We start from the raw sequence: 20,872 nt of genomic DNA, 5'->3' as shown, positions 1-20,872 counted from the left end.
CGGTTCAGCACCCCCCGCTTTTTCCATCGTCCCACAGAAGGGGCTGCCAGCTCCCGCACCGCGCCGCCAATCCCCCTCAACCCCCGGCCGCTGCGAGCATCCACCGCCACGGCCCTCCCCCCTTGTCGGGCGAAAAACCCGATCCAGCGCCGGGACACATCCGGGTCTGCCAAATCCACCCGGGTCATCACGACTAACCGCGGTTTATCGCCGATCAATTCGCCGAGTACCGGATTTCGACTGGCAGAAGGAATGCGGGCGTCCACCAGCTCCAAAACCACATCTACCCATCGAATGGCTGTGGCCACTTCCCGCCGGGCTTTGGCCATGTGACCCGGATACCACTGGATCGTCACCCATCTCCCCCCTGCCGTCCAAACCTCATGACACCTCGGTCATGGTCAGTACCTGCCCGAATCAAAGTTAACCTTCGGATCATCGGAAGGGCTGAATCCGAAACTGGGAAAAGGGCCAAAAGATCACATCGGCCCGGCCGATCACGTTGGCATCCGGAACCATGCCCACCGTTGGATCCCGGCTGTCCTTGCTGTGATTCCGATTATCCCCCATCACAAAAAGGTGACCCGGGGGCACCACCACCGGCCCGTAGGGGGCCCGGGGCGGAGCCGCAATATACGGTTCCGATAAAGGTTGACCGTTGCGATAAACAACCCCATCCCGGATTTCAATGCGATCCCCGGGTAGGCCAATGACCCGTTTCACGAAATCTTGACTTGGATCCCCCGGATACCGGAAAATCACCACATCTCCGTATTGGGGTGGGTGAAAGTCGTATACGAGCTTGTCCACAATGAGCCGTTCCTCGTTATGTAGCGTCGGTTCCATGGACTCGCCGTCAACGACGAAAATTTCAAAGACAAACAGCCGAATCAAGTACGCCAGCAGGAGGGCAACGGCGATCGCGACCGCCCACTCCCACAATTCCCGCCAGGATGAGGTGCCGCGCGTCTTTCCCTCGGGTGCCTCCCCGGCGGGCCGCTGCTCTCGCTCCATCGACAATGAGTAGCCCCTCCTTGATCGGTCTCCTCCACCACCCGTGGGCATGATGCCGGAGAGGGACCTGTTTTCGACAACAAGTCCCTCTCCCAGTTCAGCGAATTTCCTTGATACGCGCGGCTTTCCCTGTCAGCTCGCGCAAGTAGTACAGTTTCGCGCGGCGGACCCGGCCTCGACGGACCAGCTCGATCTTATCGATCACAGGAGAATGCAGCGGAAACGTCCGCTCGACCCCAACGCCGTAAGACACCTTGCGGACCGTGAACGTCTCGCTGATCCCACCGCCCCGGCGCTTAATCACCACACCTTCAAAAACCTGAATCCGTTCGCGGTTTCCTTCCCGCACCTTGACATGAACCCGGAGGGTATCTCCGGGACGAAAGGCGGGGATATCTTTTCTCATGCCTTCCTCCGCCAATTGACGAATGACCGGATGCATCGGCCAACCTCCTTCCACCAGGCGTTCATACCGGCCTCTCCGAGCCGCAGAGGACCGCCTTGATCGCCAACGCTCATTATATCTTACTGTCGGCAAAATGGTCCAATCAATTTTCCCCCTCTGGGTCGGCCGGGGGCGCACCGCCTTCCGCGATTTGTTGCGGCAGAGGCAAGTTTTCCTCCCGGGCGATGGCCTCCACCTCTTTGCGCTCTTCGGGGGTGAGGGCCGACCAGTTCACCAGATCCGGCCGCCTCAAGAGAGTCCTCCGGATCGCCTCCCGGCGCCTCCACCGGGCGATCTCTCCGTGATGACCGGAGAGAAGTACTTCGGGCACCGATAAACCCCGATAAACCGGAGGGCGGGTGTATTGGGGATACTCCAGCCACCCGTCAGAGAAACTCTCCCTTCGCGCCGATTCCTCGTTCCCGAGCACACCCGGAAGCAACCGTGCCACGGCGTCAATGATGGCCATGGCGGGGATCTCCCCCCCGGTCAGGATGTAATCGCCGAGGGAAATCTCATCATTCACCACCAGGGTTCGGACCCTTTCATCGAATCCCTCATAATGGCCACAGATCAACACGAGATGATCCAACCCGGCCAACTCTTCAACGATGTCCTGGGTCAGCCGCCTGCCCTGGGGACTGAGCAGCACCACACGCCGGCGGACCCCGGGTGTCTTTGCCACGACGTCCTCCACGGCCCGGACGATGGGATCGGGCGCCAACACCATTCCCGTACCCCCACCATAGGGGTAGTCGTCCACCATCCGATGCTTATTCGTGGAAAAATCTCTAAAGTTCACCAGGCGTACTGAAAGCCGTTTTGCTTGGAGGGCACGGCCGAGGATACTGGTGGAAAGGATCCCATCGAACATCTCCGGAAACAAAGTCAGCACATCGATGATCACAATTCCTCCAACCCTTCGGGGAGCGAAACCACCATGAGTCTGTCCTCCACGGAAACCCGCTTCACCACAGACGGGACGGCGGGAACCAGGAGATCTTTCGCCCCCGGCCGCCGCACCACATACACATCGTTCGCTCCGGGTTGAAGAACCTCCGACAACTCACCCAACCATCGGCCGTGCTCGTCCACCACCCGGCAGCCCACCAACTGATGAATGTAGTACTGGCCTTCCGGAAGAGGCATCAGTGCCGATTCCGGCACTTTCAACTCCCGGCCCTTCCACGGCTCCACCGCCTGGATGGAATGAAATCCGGCAAACTGGACGATGTACACGTTCTTGTGTTTGCGAGCCTTCTCCACCCGGAGTTCCCGGGCGGGACCCGTCCCCCCGTCCAGCCACAAGACCGACCCCTGCCGGAACCGGACTTCGGGAAAATCGGTGCGCGGGATGACGCGAACTTCTCCTCGCAAACCGTGCGTTCCCACCACCACGCCGACCGTGTACATGGGCTCTTCCGGCGTCATCGCGATCCCCCTTCGGAAGATATCCCCGGGACCCGGAACTGCCGTTCAACAAAGGGAATTACTTGCCTTTTCGCCCGGCCCGTCGCTCGTGAAATTCCCTCATCACTCCCGCTTTGCGAAGCAAACTCCTTGCGGTATCCGAAGGCTGAGCCCCGGTCTCTAACCAATGCAACGCCCGCTCGGTATTGATCTGGATAGCAGCTGGTTCAGCTAATGGATCATAGGTGCCAATTTCTTCAATAAACCGCCCATCCCGGGGCGACCGGGAATCTGCCACCACCACGCGATAAAATGGACGTTTCTTCGCACCCATCCGCTTCAAACGAATCTTAACCACCGAACCTTTGTCCCCCTTTGTACTCAGATATTCGGATTACCGGCTCCAACCAGGATGGCCGGCGTACCCAACCAGCAGGGCTCCCGCCTAAAAGGGCCGAAATCCTTTGCGTCGAGCCATTTTCTTCCCCATGCTGGAAAACTGCTTCATCATCTTCCGCATCTCTTTGAACTGTTTCAGGAGGCGGCCGACATCCTCCACCCGGGTACCGCTTCCCGAAGCGATCCTCCGCCGCCGGCTGGCGTCGATCAACTCCGGCCGACGCCGCTCTTCGGGAGTCATCGACAGAATGATGGCCTCCACCCGGCCTAGCTGCCTCTCGTCCACCTGGAGATTGCCCAAGCCCTTGATCTTGTTCATGCCCGGCAGCATCCCCAGCAGCTGATCCAGAGGACCGAGTTTGCGGACCTGGCGGAGTTGATCGAGAAAATCTTCGAGGCTGAACTCCCCGGCCCGCAGCTGCCGCTCCAACTGCTTGGCTTTCTCCGCATCCACCGTCTGCTGGGCTTTTTCGATCAAGGTCAGGACGTCGCCCATGCCCAAGATCCGGGAGGCCATCCGGTCCGGGTAAAAAGGTTCCAGGGCATCGAGCTTTTCCCCAACCCCCGCAAATTTAATCGGACAGCCAGCCACCGACAGGATGGAGAGGGCCGCGCCCCCCTTGGTATCACCGTCCAGCTTCGTAAAAATCGCTCCGGTCAACCCCAGCCGCCCGTGGAAAGCTTCCGCGACCTCCACCGCCGACTGGCCGGTCATCGCGTCGACCACGAGAAGGATCTCGCCGGGCGCAACGGCCGCTTTCATCCTCTCCAATTCTTCCATCAACGCGTCATCCACGTGCAGCCGACCGGCGGTGTCCACCAAAACCACGTCGCATCCTTCTTGAGAAGCCCGCTCCAGGGAAGCTTTGGCAATCTCCACGGGGTCGGCATCCCCGCCCAGAGAGAACACCGGAACTTTAAGCCCTTCACCCAGGGTTTGCAGTTGGCGAACGGCGGCCGGTCGATAGACATCCGCAGCAACCAGCAGGGGCCGTCGGCCCTGCTTGCGCACCCACTGAGCCAGTTTCCCGGCCGTTGTCGTTTTCCCGGCCCCCTGCAGACCCACCAACATCACCACCGCCGGCCGGCCGGACAGGTTGAGGGTGGATGGTTTGCCACCCAAAAGAGAAGTCAACTCGTCGTGGACGATCTTGATCACCTGTTGGGCAGGAGTGAGGCTTTTCATGACCTCTTGCCCCACCGCACGCTCCCGGACCCTGGCGACAAAATCCCGGACCACGGTAAAATTCACGTCGGCGGCCAACAGGGCCCGGCGTACTTCTTTCATCGCCTCGTCCACGTCCGCCTCGCTGAGTTTCCCTTTTGACTTCAAACGGGCAAAGGCCTCTTGGAGGCGACCCGCCAACCCTTCAAACATCCCCGTCCCCCCCTCCTGTCCCGTTGCCGTCCTCACAAAGTTCCCCGACCAATTCAAGCAAGCGCCGCTGTTGATCATCGTCCACCGGAAGCCCGGCGATCACCTCGGCAAGCTGCCTTTTGACCGCCCGCCGGCGCATGTGGCGACTCACAAGGCCCAGTACCGCCTCGTACTGTTCCAACTGGTCCACCGCCCGCCTCAGGTGATCATGAACTGCCTGACGGCTGACCCCGAACTGAATGGCAATCTCACCTAGGGAGAGGTCTTCCAAATAATGCAACTCGACAAAGCGTCGCTGTTTCTCCGTCAGGAGTGCGCCATAATGATCGTACAGCAGATTCACCCGCGTGGTTTTGTCCAACACCGGCGCCACCGCCTTGTCAAGCCAATCGGCTTTACACCGGAATGTTACCGGATCGCAGGGCCATTGTCAAGGGTTCTCCCGGCCCTCGGCCCCGTCCGTTCCGAGAAGGGCGTCCACAAAGGTTTCCGGATCAAAGGGCTCTAAATCCTCGATTCCTTCCCCGACCCCGACGAATTTCACGGGGATGCCGAGACGCCGGCGAATCGTTAACACCATTCCGCCTTTCGCCGTCCCGTCTAATTTTGTCAAAACCACCCCCGTCACCCCGGCGGAGCGAGAGAACAGTTCGGCTTGGGTGAGGGCGTTCTGCCCCGTGGTGGCATCGATGACTAACAGCACCTCGTGAGGAGCTCCATCGACCTCCCTGGCCGCCACCCGGCGGATTTTCTCCAGTTCGGCCATCAAATTCGTTTTGTTGTGCAAACGCCCCGCCGTGTCGCACAACACCACGTCCACCCCTCGGGACCGCCCGGCCTGGATGGCGTCAAACACCACCGCCGCAGGGTCGCTCCCCTCCTGCTGGCGAATCACATCCACCTGGGCCCGGGATCCCCATACCTGCAGTTGCTCAATAGCCCCCGCCCGGAAAGTGTCTCCGGCAGCCAGGAGTACCTTACGGCCTTCGCCCTTGAGCCGATGAGCGAGTTTGCCAAGGGTGGTGGTTTTCCCGGCGCCGTTTACCCCGACAACCAGCACGACGGATAGAGATCCGGGATGAATCTGTAAAGGCGCAGAATCCCGACCCAAAACTTCAAGAAGAAGTTCCCGCAACAGCGGGCGCAGTTCCCACGCTTCTCGGACGCCGCGTTCCCGGGCCTGGTTGCGGAGATCCTCCACCCACTCCACCGCTTGATCCACCCCGACATCGCCAAGAATCAGCAACTCCTCCAGTTCGTCAAACAGCGCATCATCCAACCGCCGCCGACCGGTCACCAGGGAACTCATCCGGCCGAAAACAGCCTCCCTGGTTTTTTGAAGTCCTTGGCGAAAACGATCGAACAAACCCAAATTGTCTCCTCCTTTCTCAACTGGTTCCCGCGGGCCCGCACGGCAACGGGTCGTCGCCATGCGCAAAGATCCGTCAAGAGGCCGTCTGCTCCTCGGGTTCCGGATCCACCATTCGCACCGCCACTAATTTTGACACCCCGGCCTCCTCCATGGCGACCCCATACAGGGCGTCCGCCTGCTCCATCGTACCTTTGCGGTGCGTGATCACCACAAACTGTGTCTCATGGGAGAATTCCCGAAGGTATTTGGCAAACCGGTGGACATTGGCTTCGTCCAACGCGGCGTCCACCTCGTCCAACACGCAGACGGGAACCGGATTCACCCGAAGAATCGCGAACAACAGGGCGATGGCCGTCAGTGCCCGCTCCCCTCCGCTGAGCAGGGAGAGGGTTTGAAGTTTTTTCCCCGGCGGCTGCGCCGCGATTTCCACCCCCGTCCCCAGGGGATCTGCGGGATCGGTCAACTCCAGTTGCGCCCGTCCTCCCCCGAAGAGGCGGACAAATACCTCCTGAAACTGCGCGCCGACTTCCTTGACAGTGGCCAAAAACCGGCTGGACATCTCGTCGTCCATTTCGCGAATCAGGTCGTTGAGACGAGCGGAGGCAGCAAGGAGATCATCTCGTTGGGCATTCAAAAAATCGAGCCGTTCCCGCAATCGGCCATACTCCTCCACCGCTCCGGACCGCACCGGTTCAAGACTTTGCATCGACCGGCGCAACTCCTCCAACCGCCGGGAGAGCGGGCCGGGATCCTCCACATCTCCGAACCGTTCTTTTGCCCGTTCGAACCCCATGTGGAAGTTCTCCGCCAAATCGTCTAAGGCATGCCGCAGTTCGACCTGGAGTCGTTCCCGGCGAACCGTCCACGCGTGAAGATCCTGTTCCAGGCGGTGAAGGCCCTGCCGCCTGGCCGCCACCGCGGCCTCCGCCCGCTTGACCGCCTCCGCCTCCCGCAACCTCGCTTCCTTAGCGTTTTGCAGTTCCCGAAGCCGCTCCGCCGCCAAAGACTGTCCTTCTTCCAGTTGCTCCGAGATCGTTATCAGACGGCTTCGGGTTTCGTCCCGGCGTTTTTCAAGTTCGCCGATCTCTTTTTCGAGAGCGGCAATCTGGCGCTGTAACTCCCGAAGTTCGGAAACTTTGGCCTCACGCTGCTGAACGGCGTAGGCCCGCCTCTCCCTCAAGGAGGCCAATTGGACTTTCAGCTCGGTGATGATTGCCCGGCGTTCCTCCAATTGGCCCTCCATCGCCCGGCGCTCGACCTCGAGGGCGCTGATCTTCTCTTGAACCAAGGCGGCTTGACGCTCGGCTTGAACCGTTCGCTCCCGGGCCTGCTCCATGTACCGCGTTTGCTCATCCACTTCCTGGCTCAGGCGATCCATCTCGAATCGATCCCACTCTAACCGCTCAATCAAGCTTTTCAACCGGGCCCCGAGATCATCTTGAATTCCCTGGAGTCGGTTCCCCTCCTTGCGCGCCTCGTGCAGCGCTCGTTCATTTTCTGCGGCCGCCCGCCCGAGAACAGCCTCTTCCTCCCGAAGACTCCGTAGAGTCTCCTCTCCCTTTTCGACGCGTTTTCTCTGCTCCTCCACCTGCTGGGCCATCAATTCCACCTGGCGGCGCCGGGAAAGCAAACTTCCGCTCCCCTTTATCGGCGCTCCCCCGCTCATCGTGCCTCCCGGGTGGACCACATCCCCTTCTAACGTCACCACCCTGTACCGGCGGCGGACCCGGCGGGCCATTTCCACCGCCCCTCGCAAATCCTCCGCCACGGCGACCTGTCCTAGCAGATACGACACCAGCGACTGGAAAGCAGGTTCCGCCTTGACAAGATCGGCCGCCACTCCAACCCAGCCGGGCGCCCCGGACAGGGTCTGCCGGTCGGCCTCCGACATCGTCCGAGGTCGAATCACCGTTAGGGGAATACAGGTGATCCGCCCTTCCTTCGCCCGTTTCAGGTACTCGATCGCCTGGCGACCCGCATCCTCATCCCGAACCACCACGTACTGCAATGCCGGACCCAGGGCAGCTTCCACGGCAGAGTCCAGACCTTCCGGCACTCGGATCACCTCGGCCACCGCTCCGAGAACGCCGGAAAGCTTTCCGGCCTTGGCGGCGGTGAGCACAGTTTTGACTCCCCGTCCGTACCCTCCATATGACTCTTCGAGGTCCTTCATAACCTCCCATTTGGATACCAGGGCCGCCAACTGCTCCCGATCCCGGCGCCATCCATTTTCTGCCTGGTCCATTCGCCCCCGCAGTTGCCTCTCCTGGACGACCCGATCCTTGTCGGCTTCCTCCAGGCTTTTCACCCGGTTTTCCACAGCCGCCTTTTGCCGCTGCACCTCTTCGAGTTTCGCCTTGAGATCTTGCGCCTCCCGACTCCGCTCCGCCGACTCCTCCATCAGGCGGTCCCGGCGCCGGGCGGCCGCCTCGAGGGCCTCGCGTCGATGCCGTTCTTCGTTCCGCGCCGCCGCCGCCTGGTTGAGCCGTTCGATCAGCTCAGCTTTGCACTCTTCCAAGCGAATCTCCAGTCCTGTCCCGGCCGCGTCCCCGTAACCCCCTTCTGCTTCTTCCAGTCTCCTCCGCCTTTCCTCCAGCTCTGCCTCCGCCGACCGGACCTCCGCCTCAAGTCTCTGAACCTCCCCTTGAACCGTTTCCCTCCGGGAAATCAGGTCTTGAAGGCGATTTTTCGCCTCAGTCCTGGTCTGATCAAGATGAGTGACCCGCTCTTCCAAAAGCCGGCGCTGCCCCTCTTCCCGTTCCCTCTCTGCCTGCCACGAGGCCCATGAGCTCTGGATCTCCTCCAATTCCCGGTCCTGGCGCACCAGCTCCAGCCGCCGCTGCTCCAGATGGGCCTCGGCGTCCGCCAGGGCCGCCGCCTCCTGAGCCGCCGCTTGTTCCGCTTTGACCGCTTCATCCTGGGCCCGTTGATACTCCATGTGGGTTTGTTCAATGCGGTGCACCGCCAAGCGCCCGGCGATGGTGGCCGCTTCTTCCTGAAGGGCCCGATACTGCCGTTCCCGTTCGGCCTCCGCGGCGAGGGGGGTCGCCTGTTCCGTCAGTTCGTGGATGACATCTTCCACGCGCATCATATTGGCTTTGGTGTCTTCTAATTTCTTCAGCGCCTCGCGCTTTCTGGCTTTAAATTTTACAATGCCGGCGGCATCCTCAAAAATTCCCCGGCGATCCTCCGGACGATTGGAGAGAACCTCGTCAATGCGGCCTTGACCGATCATCGAATAGGCTTCTTTGCCAAGGCCAGTATCCAAAAACAGATCAATGACATCTTTCAGCCGGCAGGTTTGACGGTTCAGCCGATATTCACTTTCCCCTGACCGGTACAGGCGGCGGGTCACGGTAATCTCCCGGTAATCCAGGGGTAATCGCCCATCCTCGTTGTCGAGGGTCAAGGACACTTCACAATAATTGATCGGTTTTCGCCCGTCGCTCCCGGCAAAAATCACATCCTCCATCCGGGCGCCGCGCAGGCTCTTGGCCGACTGCTCCCCCAGAACCCATCGCAGTGCTTCGGCGATGTTGCTTTTGCCGCTGCCATTGGGCCCGACTACCGCCGTGATCCCCGGGGGCAGTTCGATCTCCGTCCGATCTGCGAAAGATTTAAACCCCGAGATCTCCAACCGTTTAATGTGCATGCACGTCGACCCCGTTCCATCGTTCCATGATTCGGTAGTGTCATTGTAGCATACATGGGACCCGCGTCGAGATCGGATACTAGTTCCGACGAGTTTGTAATGGGGGGAATCTTCCTCGGGGTAAGGGGGTCTAAACGAGCACCTTCCATGAGGCGTACGTAATGGAGAAAGGGGACGTCCGCTCTGCGAAACAACGGTAAGAACAGGGGAAAATCCTGGTTGTGGTGGTTCGGATTCTTGCTCTTTAGTTGTGTCCTGGTTCAACCGAATGCTGACGCCACCCGCCCGGACAGCACCCACGTCGAGATCGGGGATGCCGGGTCCGGCGAAATCCTCGGCCACGCCCCGTGGAACGCGGAGGTTGCCGAGTTGGTCAGCCGAATCGCCCACTCCTGTCACAAGATTGATCCGGCGGCCCAGATTCGCTTCCCGCCTGGATACATTGTCCGAATCGTCTTTGATGGAGCGGTTGAAATAGGCATGCCACACCCGGTCAGAGAATTGTGGATCGTCGTGCCGAGGGCGGAACCGGGAGCCGGCCGGGTGATCGCCTTCGACCCGGATCATCGAATGACCGTTTACCGGCCGGAGTCTGCTCTAGAGCCATTTCGCCGGTGGATCCACCGCCACACGGGGCGGAGTGGGGAGCCGGTTCACCGGTCGGGATCCCCGCCCTGAACCGGGACTCGCCGATAAGCCGAGGACAAAAAACGTTCGTGAAGGGCATACTCGGCCATCCCCAACACGATGACCGCAGGAATTGCCCGCCAGATCGGAGTTCGTCCGCCGGCGCGGATCGCTCGATACATGAAAGGCAAGCCCATGGAAAGACTCGGGGCATTGCCGAACCGGGTCAGGAGTATGCGGTCCGCCGCCACTCCGATCACCGAGAGAAACAATCCCACGGCCACGGGCCGCGCCGTCCCCCAAAACCGCAGCACAGCCGGAAAAAGAAACATTTTTAAGAGACCGTTCATCCGCCCACCTCCTGTCGCCGACACCCATAGTGTGAGACGGCAGCAGTTCGCCCATACTGGCGGGCGGGGCAACCGGGGGCTCTCCGGCCCGGGTGAGGATTAAGACGGAAGGACGGTCAATTTCATGAGCGCCTCCCGGGCAGCGTGCTGTTCGGCTTCTTTCTTGGAGCGTCCAGACCCCTCCCCGTAGGCTTGTCCACCGATCCACACCTGCGCCACAAACTCCCGGTGATGGGCAGGGCCCCGTTCATCCGTGATCCGGTACGTCAGTGGCCCCAAACCCACTTTTTGCACGTGCTCCTGTAGCATCGTTTTGTAATCATCCAGAATCGGGGCCTGCTCACGCTGCAAGGCCGGGAACATCATGCGCAGCAAAAACTCCCGGGCAGCCTCCAACCCTTGGTCGAGGAAAATCGCCCCGATCAGCGCCTCGTAGACGTCTGCCAATAAAGACGGTCTGCGCCGCCCCCCGGACATCTCCTCCCCCCGGCCGAGGCGGATATATTGATCCAGCCCCAGGGCCGTGGCAAACCGCACCAAGGAGGGCTCACAGACGATGGCGGCCCGCATCCGTGTCAGTTCTCCTTCCGGAAACCGAGGGTAAGCCCGGAAAAGAAACTCGCTGACCAGCAGTTCCAAAACGGCGTCCCCGAGAAACTCCAATCGCTCGTTGTCTTCCACATCGCCCCGGTGTTCGTTTCGGTAACTGGAGTGCGTGAACGCTTGACGGAGGAGTGATGCGTTGCGGAAAGTGATCCCGAGGCGCGCCTCCAACTCATCCCATTTTGTCGCCACAGTATCCCACCTGTTCCGAGCAAAGCTAGGCCTCTGGCATCCTCCGCACCACAATGCACGCGTTGTGGCCGCCGAAACCGAATGAATTGGAGAGAACCACATTCACCTTGGCCTCTCGATATACATTCGGGACATAATCCAGATCGCACTCAGGATCAGGGGTCTCATAGTTGATCGTCGGCGGGATTTTGCCCTCCTGAAGGGTTAACAAGGAGGCAATGGCTTCCACCGCCCCGGCCGCTCCCAACATGTGGCCAACCATCGATTTGATCGAGCTGACAGCGACCCGATAGGCATGATCACCGAACACCCGCTTAATGGCGATGGTCTCGAATTTGTCGTTCAAATCAGTACCCGTACCGTGGGCATTGATATAATCGACATCCTCGGGCTGAAGCCCCGCATCTTTCAGAGCGGCGGCCATGGCCCGGGCGGCACCGTCTCCTTCCGGAGCCGGTTGCGTCACATGGAAGGCATCCCCGCTCATCCCATAGCCGACTATTTCACCATAAATCCTGGCTCCCCGCTTTTGGGCATGCTCCAAGGCCTCCAGAATGAGGATCCCCGCGCCCTCACTCATGACAAAGCCATCCCGGTGCAATTCAAAAGGACGGACTGCCTTTTCGGGCTCATCGTTCCGGGTCGACATGGCCTTGGCCGACGAGAATCCCGCCAGGGCCATGGGATGGATGGTCGCCTCCGTGCCGCCGGCGATCATCACGTCCGCCGCCCCATACTGGATCATTCGGGTCGCATCCCCCACCGCGTGGGTGCCTGTGGCACAGGCGGAAATCGGGGCGCTGTTGGGCCCCTTCGCCCCAAACTGGATCGAGACCTGCCCGGACGCCATGTCGGCGATCATCATCGGAATCAGAAAAGGACTGACCCGACGAGGGCCCTTTTCCAATAGAATCTGATGCTGTTCCATTAATGTGTGCAATCCGCCGATTCCGGATCCTATGTACACGCCCACTCGTTCCGGATCCGTATCGGCCATGGACAATCCCGCGTCCTCGAGAGCCATCTTCGCGGCCGCCACAGCAAACTGGGCAAACCGGTCCATCCGCCGCGCTTCTTTTCGATCCATAAAGGTCTCCGGATCGAAGTTCTCCACCATTCCCGCAATCTGGGTCGGGAATTCGGAAACGTCAAACCGGTCAATTCGCCGAATGCCCGAACGCCCCGCAAGAAGATGAGACCAAAACTCGGAAACGGAATTGCCGATAGGCGTCAATACTCCGACGCCTGTCACCACCACCCGACGCTTCACGGCCTACCCCCCCGGCACGTAACATAAAAGTCCCGCAACAACGTACGGGACTCTCTATTGTTTTACCCTTGATGCGAATCAATATACCGGACCACTTCAGCCACAGTCGAAATCTTTTCCGCATCTTCATCGGAAATCTCCATGCCGAATTCGTCTTCCAACTCCATGACCAATTCCACAATGTCCAGGGAATCGGCACCCAGGTCGTCTTTAAACGACGCTTCCATCGTCACTTTGTCTTCATCGACGCCCAGGCGGTCCACGATAATCCGCTTGACGCGGTCGAACGTATCAGACATTTCGTCACCTCCCTTCACAGAGTATACTACATGGCCATGCCACCGTCGACGTGAAGTACATGCCCCGTAATATACCCCGCCGCCTCAGAACTGAGGAAAGTCACTGCTTCAGCCACCTCCTCGGGACGCCCCAGGCGCCCCAGGGGGATCTGGTCGTGAAGGGCCTGCACCGCTTCTTCTGTCATGGCCGCCGTCATATCCGTCTCAATCAACCCTGGCGCCACGGCGTTAACGGTTATCCCCCGGGAAGCGAATTCCCGGGCAGCCGTTTTGGTCAATCCAATCAATCCAGCCTTGGCCGCCGAATAGTTGGCCTGGCCGGGGTTACCCATCACACCGGCCACCGACGTGATGTTGACAATCCTCCCGTAGCGCTGCTTCATCATGGGTCGGGCTGCGGCGCGAATACAGTGAAAAGCGCCCTTGAGATTGGTGTTCATCACCGCATCCCAATCGTCGTCCTTCATGCGCAGGATCAACATGTCCCGGGTAATCCCGGCGTTGTTCACGAGAATGTCCAGACGCCCAAAAGCCTGAAGGACCTCCCGCACCAATCCGTCAGCCTGGGCCGGGTCCGAAACGTCTCCGCCAAAAGCCCGGGCCCGTCCCCCGGCTTCTTCGATCCGCCGAACCACCTCAGCGGCGGCCTCTTCCCGATGGACGTAGTTTACCGCCACAGCCGTCCCCCGGGCGGCCAATGCCAAACACACAGCTCGGCCAATCCCCCGGGAGCCTCCTGTGACCAGGGCAACCCTTCCTCCTTGTGGCGCATCGGTCACGATTCTTTCACCGCCTCCCAGCGATTCCACAAAGCCTCCAAACTATCCGGATCCTCCGCCGCGAGGATCTCGACCTTTCGATCCACTTTTCGAACCAACCCGGATACAACCCGACCTGGACCGACCTCCGCCACCTGGGTCACACCCATGGCGAGCATCGCCCTCACTCCGTCTTCCCACAACACCGGACCCGCCACCTGGCGAACCAGCGCCTCGCGAATCTCATCCGCCTTGCGCCTCGGTTTTGCGTCGACATTGCTCACCACAGGGCAGATCGCATCCCGCAGGGGTACACGGGCCAAATCCTCGGCTAACCGCTGGGCCGCAGGCTTCATCAAAGAACTGTGAAAAGGCCCACTGACTTCCAGGGGAAGCACTCTCTTCGCCCCCCGCTCCAAAAGTCTCTTGCCGGCCTCCTGCACCGCCTCGGTCCTTCCGGAAATGACCAATTGGCCCGGGCAGTTGACATTGGCCAACTCCACCGGTCCAACCTCCCGGCTGACCTCCGCACAGACCTGGTTCACCGTCTCCCGGTCGGCCTGAAGAACCGCCGCCATCGTCCCCCCACCCGCCGGGACCGCCTCTTGCATGTACTGGCCCCGCCGGTGTACCACCCGCACCGCATCGGCAAAATCCAGCGCCCCTGCCGCCACCAGGGCGCTATACTCTCCCAGACTGTGCCCCGCCGCCACGTCAGGCCGCACACCCCGAGCCTCGAGAACCCGCCACATGGCCACACTCGCCGTCAAGATCGCCGGCTGGGTGTAAGCTGTCTGCCGCAACTTCTCCTCGGGCCCATAGAAACAAAGGTCCGATAGCGAAAAGCCCAACGCCGCATCCGCTTCCTGAAACGTTTTCTTCGCTTCCTCGTATGTATCATACACCGCTTTGCCCATCCCGACCTTCTGAGCGCCCTGCCCCGGAAACACCCACGCCCACATCCTCATCCCTCCTCCCGCGCTCGGCGCGTTCCTTCGTTATCTGCACTGGCAAATGCCGTCTCCTTCAACCGCTTCTGCATGAGGTCGGTGACGTGTTCCGATACAAACTTTCGAGTCTGGCCGATCGCCACCTCGAAAGCCCGGCCATTGGAGGCTCCGTGTACCTTCACCACCAACCCGCGCAAACCGAGCAAGGGCGCTCCCCCGTACTCCCGGTAATCCATCCGCCGGCGGAACTCCTTCAACCCGCGGTGCATCAAAACCGCCGCCAACTTTCCCGCCCCGGATGTGGTAAACATTTCCTTCAATTGCACAAATACCCCGAGTCCCACACCCTCCAGGGTTTTCAAGAGAACGTTACCCACGAAGCCGTCACACACCACGACGTCGCACGCTTCAGCAAAAACGTCCCGGGCCTCGACATTGCCGATAAAATGAAACGGCGACCGGGACAACAGGGGGTAGGTTTCCTTGACGAGGCGATTTCCTTTCCCCGCCTCGGTCCCGACATTGAGCAAACCGATACTCGGGCGACGAATTCCCAACACTTTTTCCGCATAGACATTCCCCATCACAGCGTACTGAACGAGGTGGCTCGGCTCCGGGTCCATATTCGCCCCCACATCCAGTACCAATACGCCCTTTCCCCGCACCGTCGGCAAGATCGGCGCCAGAGCCGGTCGGGCGACACCCTGCAACCGGCCGACAATCAGCAAACCGGCCGTCATCAGGGCGCCGGTGTTTCCCGCCGACAACATCGCGTCACAAGAGCCTTCTTTCACCAACCGGGCCGCAGTGACGATGGAAGAGCGCGCTTTGCGGCGGACCGCCCGAACCGGCTCGTCCTCCGGGGAGATTACCTCCTCGGCGTGAAGAAAGGACACGTTCTCCGGAGCGTCCGTTAAAAGCGGTCGAACCTGTTCCTCCCGTCCGACGACGACCAGTTCTAAATCCGGGTACCGGCGTGCGGCGGCTACAGTTCCCTCCACTGCCGCCGTAGGCCCCTGATCGCCGCCCATGGCATCAATGGCTATCTTCACCGCTACCGGCCACTCCTTCCCGTTCCCCGCGGGGCTGAACCACCAGAAATCGCCCTTCAAACACCCGATCTTCCCCCGAACGGGTCCATACGTCCACCTGGGCGAGATCGCGTTTTTTCTGTCTCACCACGGCTTTAGCAACCAACCGTTCCCCTAGATAAGCTGGGCGAATAAACCGCACGTCTGCCGCCGCCGTCAACGCCACCGGAGCGTCGATCACCGCCACGGCCAAAGAGTTCGCCTGGGCAAAAAGATGATGTCCCCGAGCGATACGCGTCCGGTAAAAGACGTGATCTTCTCCAACTTCAAAGATGGAAATCGCCATTCGGTTCAGTTCGAGTTCGATCAATTCGCCGATCAACTCACCGGTATCCAGGGAACGCGGTCCTTCCAGCCGTTTTCTTGCCACTGCCCGGATCCTTTCCCGGACTTCGGGAATCCCGAGGGCCATGCGGTCCAATCGGATCGTCTGCACGCTCACCCCGAACCGCGCGGCAATCTCCTCATCTGTGAGAAAAGGGTTGCCCTCCAGCAGCGCTTGCAACGCCGTCTGCCTTTCCCTTCGATTGCGAACAGCCACGGCGTTTCCCTCCCACTGACCGATCCCCCGCCGGGGACCCCGGACCACGGCATTTAGTACCAGATACTAAAAACAGTATACATGAAGAGAGGATTTTCGTGCAATGCTGAGAACAACCGGTGGTCCAGGGTCACCGGGACTTGGCGTCGGCAAAGGGAAAGGACCATAAAACGGCCCGAGGCCGCTGATCTGCTTCCATCAACAGCCTCGGGTTTCCACGCCGACCCAAGCCCCCCGCTCCACCCGGATCGTTGGCGTTGCAGCCATTACTTCCCTTCCACCACCTGTCGCCCTTTATAATAACCGCAAGTCGGGCAAACCCGATGGGACAACTTCGGCTCGCCACACTGCGGGCAAGGGATCATTCCCGGCACCAACAGTTTATAATGCGTCCGACGCAAACGTTTACGCCTTTTCGACGTTTTTCGAAACGGAACAGCCACGCTTCCACCTCCTCATCCGGAACCACCGGAGGACCCGGATATCCCCTTCCATAATTCCCCTAGTTTCTCCCAACGCGGGTCTGTCGCCCGGTCCGAGCAACCACAGGGTCCCTCGTTCAGATTGGCCCCACATTCCGGACATAGCCCGCGACACTGCGGGCGACACAACGGCCGCCAGGGCAGGGCCAGAATCAAGGCCTGCTCGACATAAGGCGCGAGGTCGACCTCATCCGATTCAATGGGGGTCATGTCATCCTCTTGATCCCACTCGCCGGCTGGCGTCGGTAGCCGCACGAAGCGCTCGTGAAAGGGTGTTTCGAGAGGTTCCCAAAACTCCGCCAAACATCGGGAACACCGGTAGGCCACGCGCGTTTTCAGGGTTCCATCCACTTGGAATACGCCAGGGGAAATCTCCCGGGCCTCGAGCTCGACCTGCACGGGTTCCACCGCCGCAACTGAGCGATCCCGACGGGCCACCTCATCCACTGAAACACGGCCGCTTACCGCCATCCCTTCGGGGCGTCCCCGAAGGTCGTGCAACATCAGCTTCATCGGGATCACCTCGTGTGCAACCGCACTGAATTATAACGATGGGGCCGGCTTTTGTCAACGGTTAGAACTTGACGGCTTAACCGAAAGCGACTGCAAGAACTTGACGGCCTCAGCCAACGTGTGGACCGGAACAATTCGCATCTTGGCACCGATCCGCCGAGCTTCTGCCTCGGCGTCTCGCTGATTGTGGTCCTGGGGCAGAGTGTCGGCGGGAACGAAAAAGACCTCCGCTCCCGCCCGTTCAGCGGCCACCACTTTGTGTTCGACCCCTCCAATTTGACCGACTCGGCCATCGACGTCGATCGTCCCGGTTCCTGCAATAATATGCCCTTTTGTCAAGTCCCCGGGCATAAGCTGATTCAGAATTTCAAGGGCGAACATCAGGCCCGCCGAAGGTCCACCGATATTCCCGGTCTGAAAATCCACCCGCACAGGCGATTCCACCTTCTGTACAGTGACCACCTGAACTCCGAGGCCCGTCTGGGGGGCATCCTGCCCTGTGCTGCCCGGTAGCTGGATCAAAGGGACTGTCAACTCCAGAGTAGCGTTGTCCCGCTTGACGGTGAGGCGGACCGTCTGGCCCGGAGAACGACTTTTTATGTCCCGCACTAATTGGTCTTGGTTCGCCACCACCTGGCCATCCACAGCGGTAATCACGTCCCCTTGGTGGAGGATACCCTGGGCTGCGGAATTGGGAAGAATCCCGCGCACTTCAACTCCCTTCTGCACCACCTGGACGGGTTTGCCGAGATACCGGAGGGCGGCGACCACCGCGCTATTTTGAGACCCCTCCATCATCTGTTTCATCAACGCTTCATAATCGGCATCATTCAAACCAAAGGTCGCCCGGTTTTTCGGCTCAATTTCGCTCCCGGTCACCAAACCGTAGGCGAGGAGATAGACATTGCTCACCGGCAGCGAGTATACGGTGGTCAGTAGCAGCTTTCCCCGCTCGTCCTTGTGGCCTCCTTGCACGGTGACAACAGGCTCCACCGGGTCGGCGGATCCCGGCATAAACAAGTAATAGGGCAGCGGGACCAAGGCGAGCACCACCAGCACCGCCAGAGCCAACACCCATCCCTTGTAGTTTTTCCACAACCTGCGGAAGACCCGCCTCATACGGTCACGCCCCCTCCGCCGTCGATCCGTCCTCCCCGCCCGCGCTGCCTATCAGCTCCCGAATCCGGGGGATCATTTGGAGAGCCGCCTCCCGCCCCCGTTCGATCATCACCTCAGCTTGGCTGAATGCCGTGGAACCGATCGCGCCCAGATCCGGTTGAATAACGACATCCGCCTCGGGAAGGCGGACGTCCACAATCTGTCGTTCCATGATGTCGATACTTTGAAGAATGACGTCGAAAATATGGCGGACAGGCCCGGTTTGGCCTTTTCCCACGTCCACGGCTACCACCACATCCGCCCCCATTTCCCTGGCGGTACGCACCGGCACCCGTTCAATCACTCCTCCATCCACCAACAGGCGCCCTTCGGATACCACCGGAACAAAGATTCCGGGAATCGAAATGCTTGCGCGAACGGCCCGAAAGGCTGGGCCTTTCCGAAATACCACCCTTTTGCCCGCCTCCAGATCCGTCGCCACCACCCATAACGGCGGCGACATCTGCTCCAAAGCCATCCCCTTGGTTAGAAACCGGATCACCTCCGTGATTTTATCCCCCAAAACCAGTCCCATCTTTGGGACGGCCGGGTCCACCCACGATCGGCGCGGGAGTGAACACGCCAGCTTTCCGAGATCCCCAGGCCCGATCCCCGAGGCGTACAAAGAACCGACCAAAGCGCCCATACTGGTCCCCGCCATCAGATCGATGGGAATCCGATGCTCCTCCAGCACTTGCAATACTCCGATATGAGCGAACCCCCGGGCACTCCCCGCCCCCAGGGCCAGCCCGATCCTGGGTCTTCCCACGGTCCGGTTCTCCCTTCTCGAACGATCCCACCAAAACGGCCGATCATCCTCTTTTCATGATATGACAGGCCCGACTCCACACATACCGTCTAACGCCGGTATTTGGCCCGGAGCGCCTCCTCTACGTGGGGCGGCACCAGGCCGGACACATCGCCGCCGTACTTCGCGATTTCTTTCACAATACTTGAACTGAGATAAGAGTAATTGGTGCTTGTCGGCATAAAAAATGTTTCCGCCCAAGGCCACAACTTACGGTTCATGGTGGCATTTTGCAGCTCGAACTCAAAATCGGAAACAGCTCGAAGTCCCCGAATCACCACCCTGGCACCCCTTTGTTTGAGGTAATCGACCAAAAGGCCCATGAAGGTCTCCACCCGCACGTTATCGAATCCCTCGACAGACCGTTCGATCAATTGCTTTCTTTCTTCAACCGCGAATAGAGCACTTTTGTGTGGATTTTCTAACACTGCAACCACGACGGCGTCAAATATCTGGGCGCCGCGTTCAATGATGTCCAAGTGCCCCATGGTGATCGGATCAAAACTTCCCGGATAAATGGCTGTGATCATTCTGTCGACTCCTTTCGATAAAACGTCAGGGCGGTATCGCCATAGGTCGATCGCTTCCAATGGTGCCACATCCCGATCTTATCTGGAACCGCCGTTTGTGCGGAAGTCTCCACCACGGCCACAGCCCCCGCTTCCACCAAGCCCAGGCGGTCCAACTCCCCAAGTAGATCCACCGCCCCGGCCATTTTGTATGGGGGATCAAAAAACACCCAGCGAAACGCTATCGCCTGGCCCGAAACTCCTCCAGCCGGCAAAAGGGCATTCAACCTGTGCAAGGCGACCCGAACGTCCATCGGCAAAACCCGGCAACGCGCATCCAACCCAAGGCGTTTCAGGTTGCCCCGTAAAACCCGGAGGGCCGCCGGGGATTTTTCGATGAAAACGGCCCGTTCCGCCCCCCGGCTCAGGGCCTCGATGCCAAGAGCTCCGGTACCGGCGAAGGCATCCAGCGCCCATCCCCCGTCCAGGCTGCCGCCCAGGATACTGAACATCGCTTCTTTGACCCGATCGGCGGTGGGACGCGTCCCCCGGCCCGGCACGCCAGCCAATGGGCGGCCACCCAGCTCTCCGGCGACGACCCGCATGTGACTCACCTCCACCGCCCTGTTGCAAAGAGTGTACCACATTTGACGTGCCCAACATGTATAAACGCTCGCAAACCTGTCCATGATGATAACCGGCGGCTGTCAACCGACGCCGCAAACCGTGGAGCAGCAGGGTGTCCCCATATGCTCTCCTCCGGTTTCTCCTCTCCCGTGTCGTCTGGCGAAGGCCATGCGACAACCCCCTCGTTGACCCGGACGGGGGGGATTTTTTATGAAATAAACAATCGATCCCTGGGCAACCTATGCACGAGGTGATCCGCATGCCGTTGTCATACACCGAGGGAATGGTGATCGGAGCTATCTTTTTCGTCCTTGTCCTCGCTTTTGTCATTTTTTTCACTTTAGAGATGCCGCCGGTCTCTTCATCCCGGAGACAATCCCGAATGGACGAACCGGAGCCACCCCGACGGCCGGAATCTTAAATC

Annotated in this window: 25 protein-coding genes; 1 reads left to right on the top strand and 24 read right to left on the bottom strand. The window is 60.0% G+C overall.

The genetic code is table 11. The annotated features are described in order from the left end of the window. The 10 genes from K6T64_RS07495 to smc form a co-directional block, all read right to left on the bottom strand. A partial coding sequence (locus K6T64_RS07495) for a YlqF/YawG family GTPase (protein ID WP_483306134.1) occupies positions 1-356 on the bottom strand: 356 nt, incomplete at its 3' end. Between the two features lie 79 nt (positions 357-435). Further along, entirely contained in the window at positions 436-1,014 is a 579-nt protein-coding gene (gene lepB, locus K6T64_RS07490) for a signal peptidase I (protein WP_331250465.1), read from the bottom strand. A gap of 97 nt (positions 1,015-1,111) precedes the next feature. After that, on the bottom strand, positions 1,112-1,456 hold the full coding sequence (gene rplS / locus K6T64_RS07485) for a 50S ribosomal protein L19 (RefSeq protein WP_013075457.1): 345 nt from the start codon (positions 1,454-1,456) through the stop codon (positions 1,112-1,114). 106 nt (positions 1,457-1,562) lie between these two features. Continuing rightward, positions 1,563-2,366 carry a tRNA (guanosine(37)-N1)-methyltransferase TrmD gene (gene trmD / locus K6T64_RS07480; protein WP_170099434.1) on the bottom strand — a complete coding sequence of 268 codons (804 nt, stop codon included), beginning with the start codon at positions 2,364-2,366 and terminating at the stop codon, positions 1,563-1,565. Further along, positions 2,363-2,890: a ribosome maturation factor RimM gene (rimM, locus tag K6T64_RS07475; protein WP_288009334.1), complete on the bottom strand. Its 528-nt coding sequence runs from the start codon at positions 2,888-2,890 to the stop codon at positions 2,363-2,365. The genes trmD and rimM overlap by 4 nt, the downstream gene beginning before the upstream one ends. A gap of 58 nt (positions 2,891-2,948) precedes the next feature. Further along, positions 2,949-3,227, bottom strand: a complete 279-nt coding sequence (gene rpsP, locus K6T64_RS07470) for a 30S ribosomal protein S16 (RefSeq protein ID WP_100667865.1) — start codon at positions 3,225-3,227, stop codon at positions 2,949-2,951. Between the two features lie 87 nt (positions 3,228-3,314). Next, entirely contained in the window at positions 3,315-4,646 is a 1,332-nt protein-coding gene (ffh, locus tag K6T64_RS07465; protein ID WP_100667866.1) for a signal recognition particle protein, read from the bottom strand. Further along, positions 4,639-5,010, bottom strand: a complete 372-nt coding sequence (gene ylxM / locus K6T64_RS07460; protein WP_170099436.1) for a YlxM family DNA-binding protein — start codon at positions 5,008-5,010, stop codon at positions 4,639-4,641. The genes ffh and ylxM overlap by 8 nt, the downstream gene beginning before the upstream one ends. 66 nt (positions 5,011-5,076) lie before the next feature. Continuing rightward, positions 5,077-6,018 carry a signal recognition particle-docking protein FtsY gene (gene ftsY, locus K6T64_RS07455; RefSeq protein WP_232796570.1) on the bottom strand — a complete coding sequence of 314 codons (942 nt, stop codon included), beginning with the start codon at positions 6,016-6,018 and terminating at the stop codon, positions 5,077-5,079. A 73-nt stretch (positions 6,019-6,091) separates the two neighbouring features. Further along, positions 6,092-9,670, bottom strand: a complete 3,579-nt coding sequence (gene smc / locus K6T64_RS07450) for a chromosome segregation protein SMC (protein ID WP_288009330.1) — start codon at positions 9,668-9,670, stop codon at positions 6,092-6,094. A gap of 219 nt (positions 9,671-9,889) precedes the next feature. Here smc and K6T64_RS07445 point away from each other — a divergent pair, with 219 nt between their 5' ends. Continuing rightward, a complete protein-coding gene (locus tag K6T64_RS07445) occupies positions 9,890-10,348 on the top strand; it encodes a hypothetical protein (protein WP_288009329.1) in 459 nt (152 codons plus the stop codon). On the opposite strand, the gene K6T64_RS07440 is transcribed toward K6T64_RS07445, so the two are convergent. From K6T64_RS07440 to rsmD, 14 genes are all read right to left on the bottom strand, one after another. Continuing rightward, on the bottom strand, positions 10,324-10,647 hold the full coding sequence (locus tag K6T64_RS07440) for a hypothetical protein (RefSeq protein ID WP_288009327.1): 324 nt from the start codon (positions 10,645-10,647) through the stop codon (positions 10,324-10,326). The genes K6T64_RS07445 and K6T64_RS07440 overlap by 25 nt on opposite strands. A gap of 99 nt (positions 10,648-10,746) precedes the next feature. After that, positions 10,747-11,442 (bottom strand): ribonuclease III, encoded by a 696-nt coding sequence (gene rnc / locus K6T64_RS07435; protein WP_100667871.1) that lies wholly within the window; start codon positions 11,440-11,442, stop codon positions 10,747-10,749. A gap of 25 nt (positions 11,443-11,467) precedes the next feature. Further along, complete coding sequence (gene fabF, locus K6T64_RS07430) at positions 11,468-12,712, bottom strand: beta-ketoacyl-ACP synthase II (RefSeq protein WP_288009323.1); 1,245 nt, start codon at positions 12,710-12,712, stop codon at positions 11,468-11,470. A 62-nt stretch (positions 12,713-12,774) separates the two neighbouring features. Further along, positions 12,775-13,011 (bottom strand): acyl carrier protein, encoded by a 237-nt coding sequence (locus K6T64_RS07425; RefSeq protein ID WP_100667873.1) that lies wholly within the window; start codon positions 13,009-13,011, stop codon positions 12,775-12,777. Between the two features lie 26 nt (positions 13,012-13,037). Beyond that, a complete protein-coding gene (fabG, locus tag K6T64_RS07420) occupies positions 13,038-13,790 on the bottom strand; it encodes a 3-oxoacyl-[acyl-carrier-protein] reductase (protein ID WP_170085714.1) in 753 nt (250 codons plus the stop codon). Then, positions 13,787-14,731, bottom strand: a complete 945-nt coding sequence (fabD, locus tag K6T64_RS07415) for an ACP S-malonyltransferase (RefSeq protein WP_483306133.1) — start codon at positions 14,729-14,731, stop codon at positions 13,787-13,789. The genes fabG and fabD overlap by 4 nt, the downstream gene beginning before the upstream one ends. A gap of 2 nt (positions 14,732-14,733) precedes the next feature. Beyond that, a complete protein-coding gene (plsX, locus tag K6T64_RS07410) occupies positions 14,734-15,771 on the bottom strand; it encodes a phosphate acyltransferase PlsX (protein ID WP_170085716.1) in 1,038 nt (345 codons plus the stop codon). Next, complete coding sequence (fapR, locus tag K6T64_RS07405) at positions 15,755-16,351, bottom strand: transcription factor FapR (protein WP_100669354.1); 597 nt, start codon at positions 16,349-16,351, stop codon at positions 15,755-15,757. The genes plsX and fapR overlap by 17 nt, the downstream gene beginning before the upstream one ends. A 266-nt stretch (positions 16,352-16,617) precedes the next feature. Beyond that, the gene (gene rpmF, locus K6T64_RS07400) at positions 16,618-16,794 is read right to left on the bottom strand and encodes a 50S ribosomal protein L32 (RefSeq protein WP_100667877.1); all 177 of its coding nucleotides are present in this window, start codon (positions 16,792-16,794) and stop codon (positions 16,618-16,620) included. Between the two features lie 12 nt (positions 16,795-16,806). Further along, positions 16,807-17,346: a YceD family protein gene (locus K6T64_RS07395; protein WP_288009318.1), complete on the bottom strand. Its 540-nt coding sequence runs from the start codon at positions 17,344-17,346 to the stop codon at positions 16,807-16,809. Positions 17,347-17,400: 54 nt separating this feature from the next. After that, positions 17,401-18,465: a SepM family pheromone-processing serine protease gene (locus tag K6T64_RS07390; RefSeq protein ID WP_288009317.1), complete on the bottom strand. Its 1,065-nt coding sequence runs from the start codon at positions 18,463-18,465 to the stop codon at positions 17,401-17,403. A 4-nt stretch (positions 18,466-18,469) separates the two neighbouring features. After that, the gene (locus K6T64_RS07385) at positions 18,470-19,273 is read right to left on the bottom strand and encodes a patatin-like phospholipase family protein (protein ID WP_288009316.1); all 804 of its coding nucleotides are present in this window, start codon (positions 19,271-19,273) and stop codon (positions 18,470-18,472) included. 89 nt (positions 19,274-19,362) lie between these two features. After that, the gene (coaD, locus tag K6T64_RS07380; protein WP_170085719.1) at positions 19,363-19,842 is read right to left on the bottom strand and encodes a pantetheine-phosphate adenylyltransferase; all 480 of its coding nucleotides are present in this window, start codon (positions 19,840-19,842) and stop codon (positions 19,363-19,365) included. Continuing rightward, positions 19,839-20,426 (bottom strand): 16S rRNA (guanine(966)-N(2))-methyltransferase RsmD, encoded by a 588-nt coding sequence (rsmD, locus tag K6T64_RS07375; protein WP_288009313.1) that lies wholly within the window; start codon positions 20,424-20,426, stop codon positions 19,839-19,841. The genes coaD and rsmD overlap by 4 nt, the downstream gene beginning before the upstream one ends. Between the last annotated feature and the right edge of the window lie 446 nt (positions 20,427-20,872).

Source organism: Kyrpidia sp. (genome assembly GCF_023512215.1).
Lineage (GTDB): Bacteria > Bacillota > Bacilli > Kyrpidiales > Kyrpidiaceae > Kyrpidia > Kyrpidia spormannii.
Note: the sequence above shows the minus strand (reverse complement) of the source record. Positions and strands in the feature narration are given on the sequence as shown.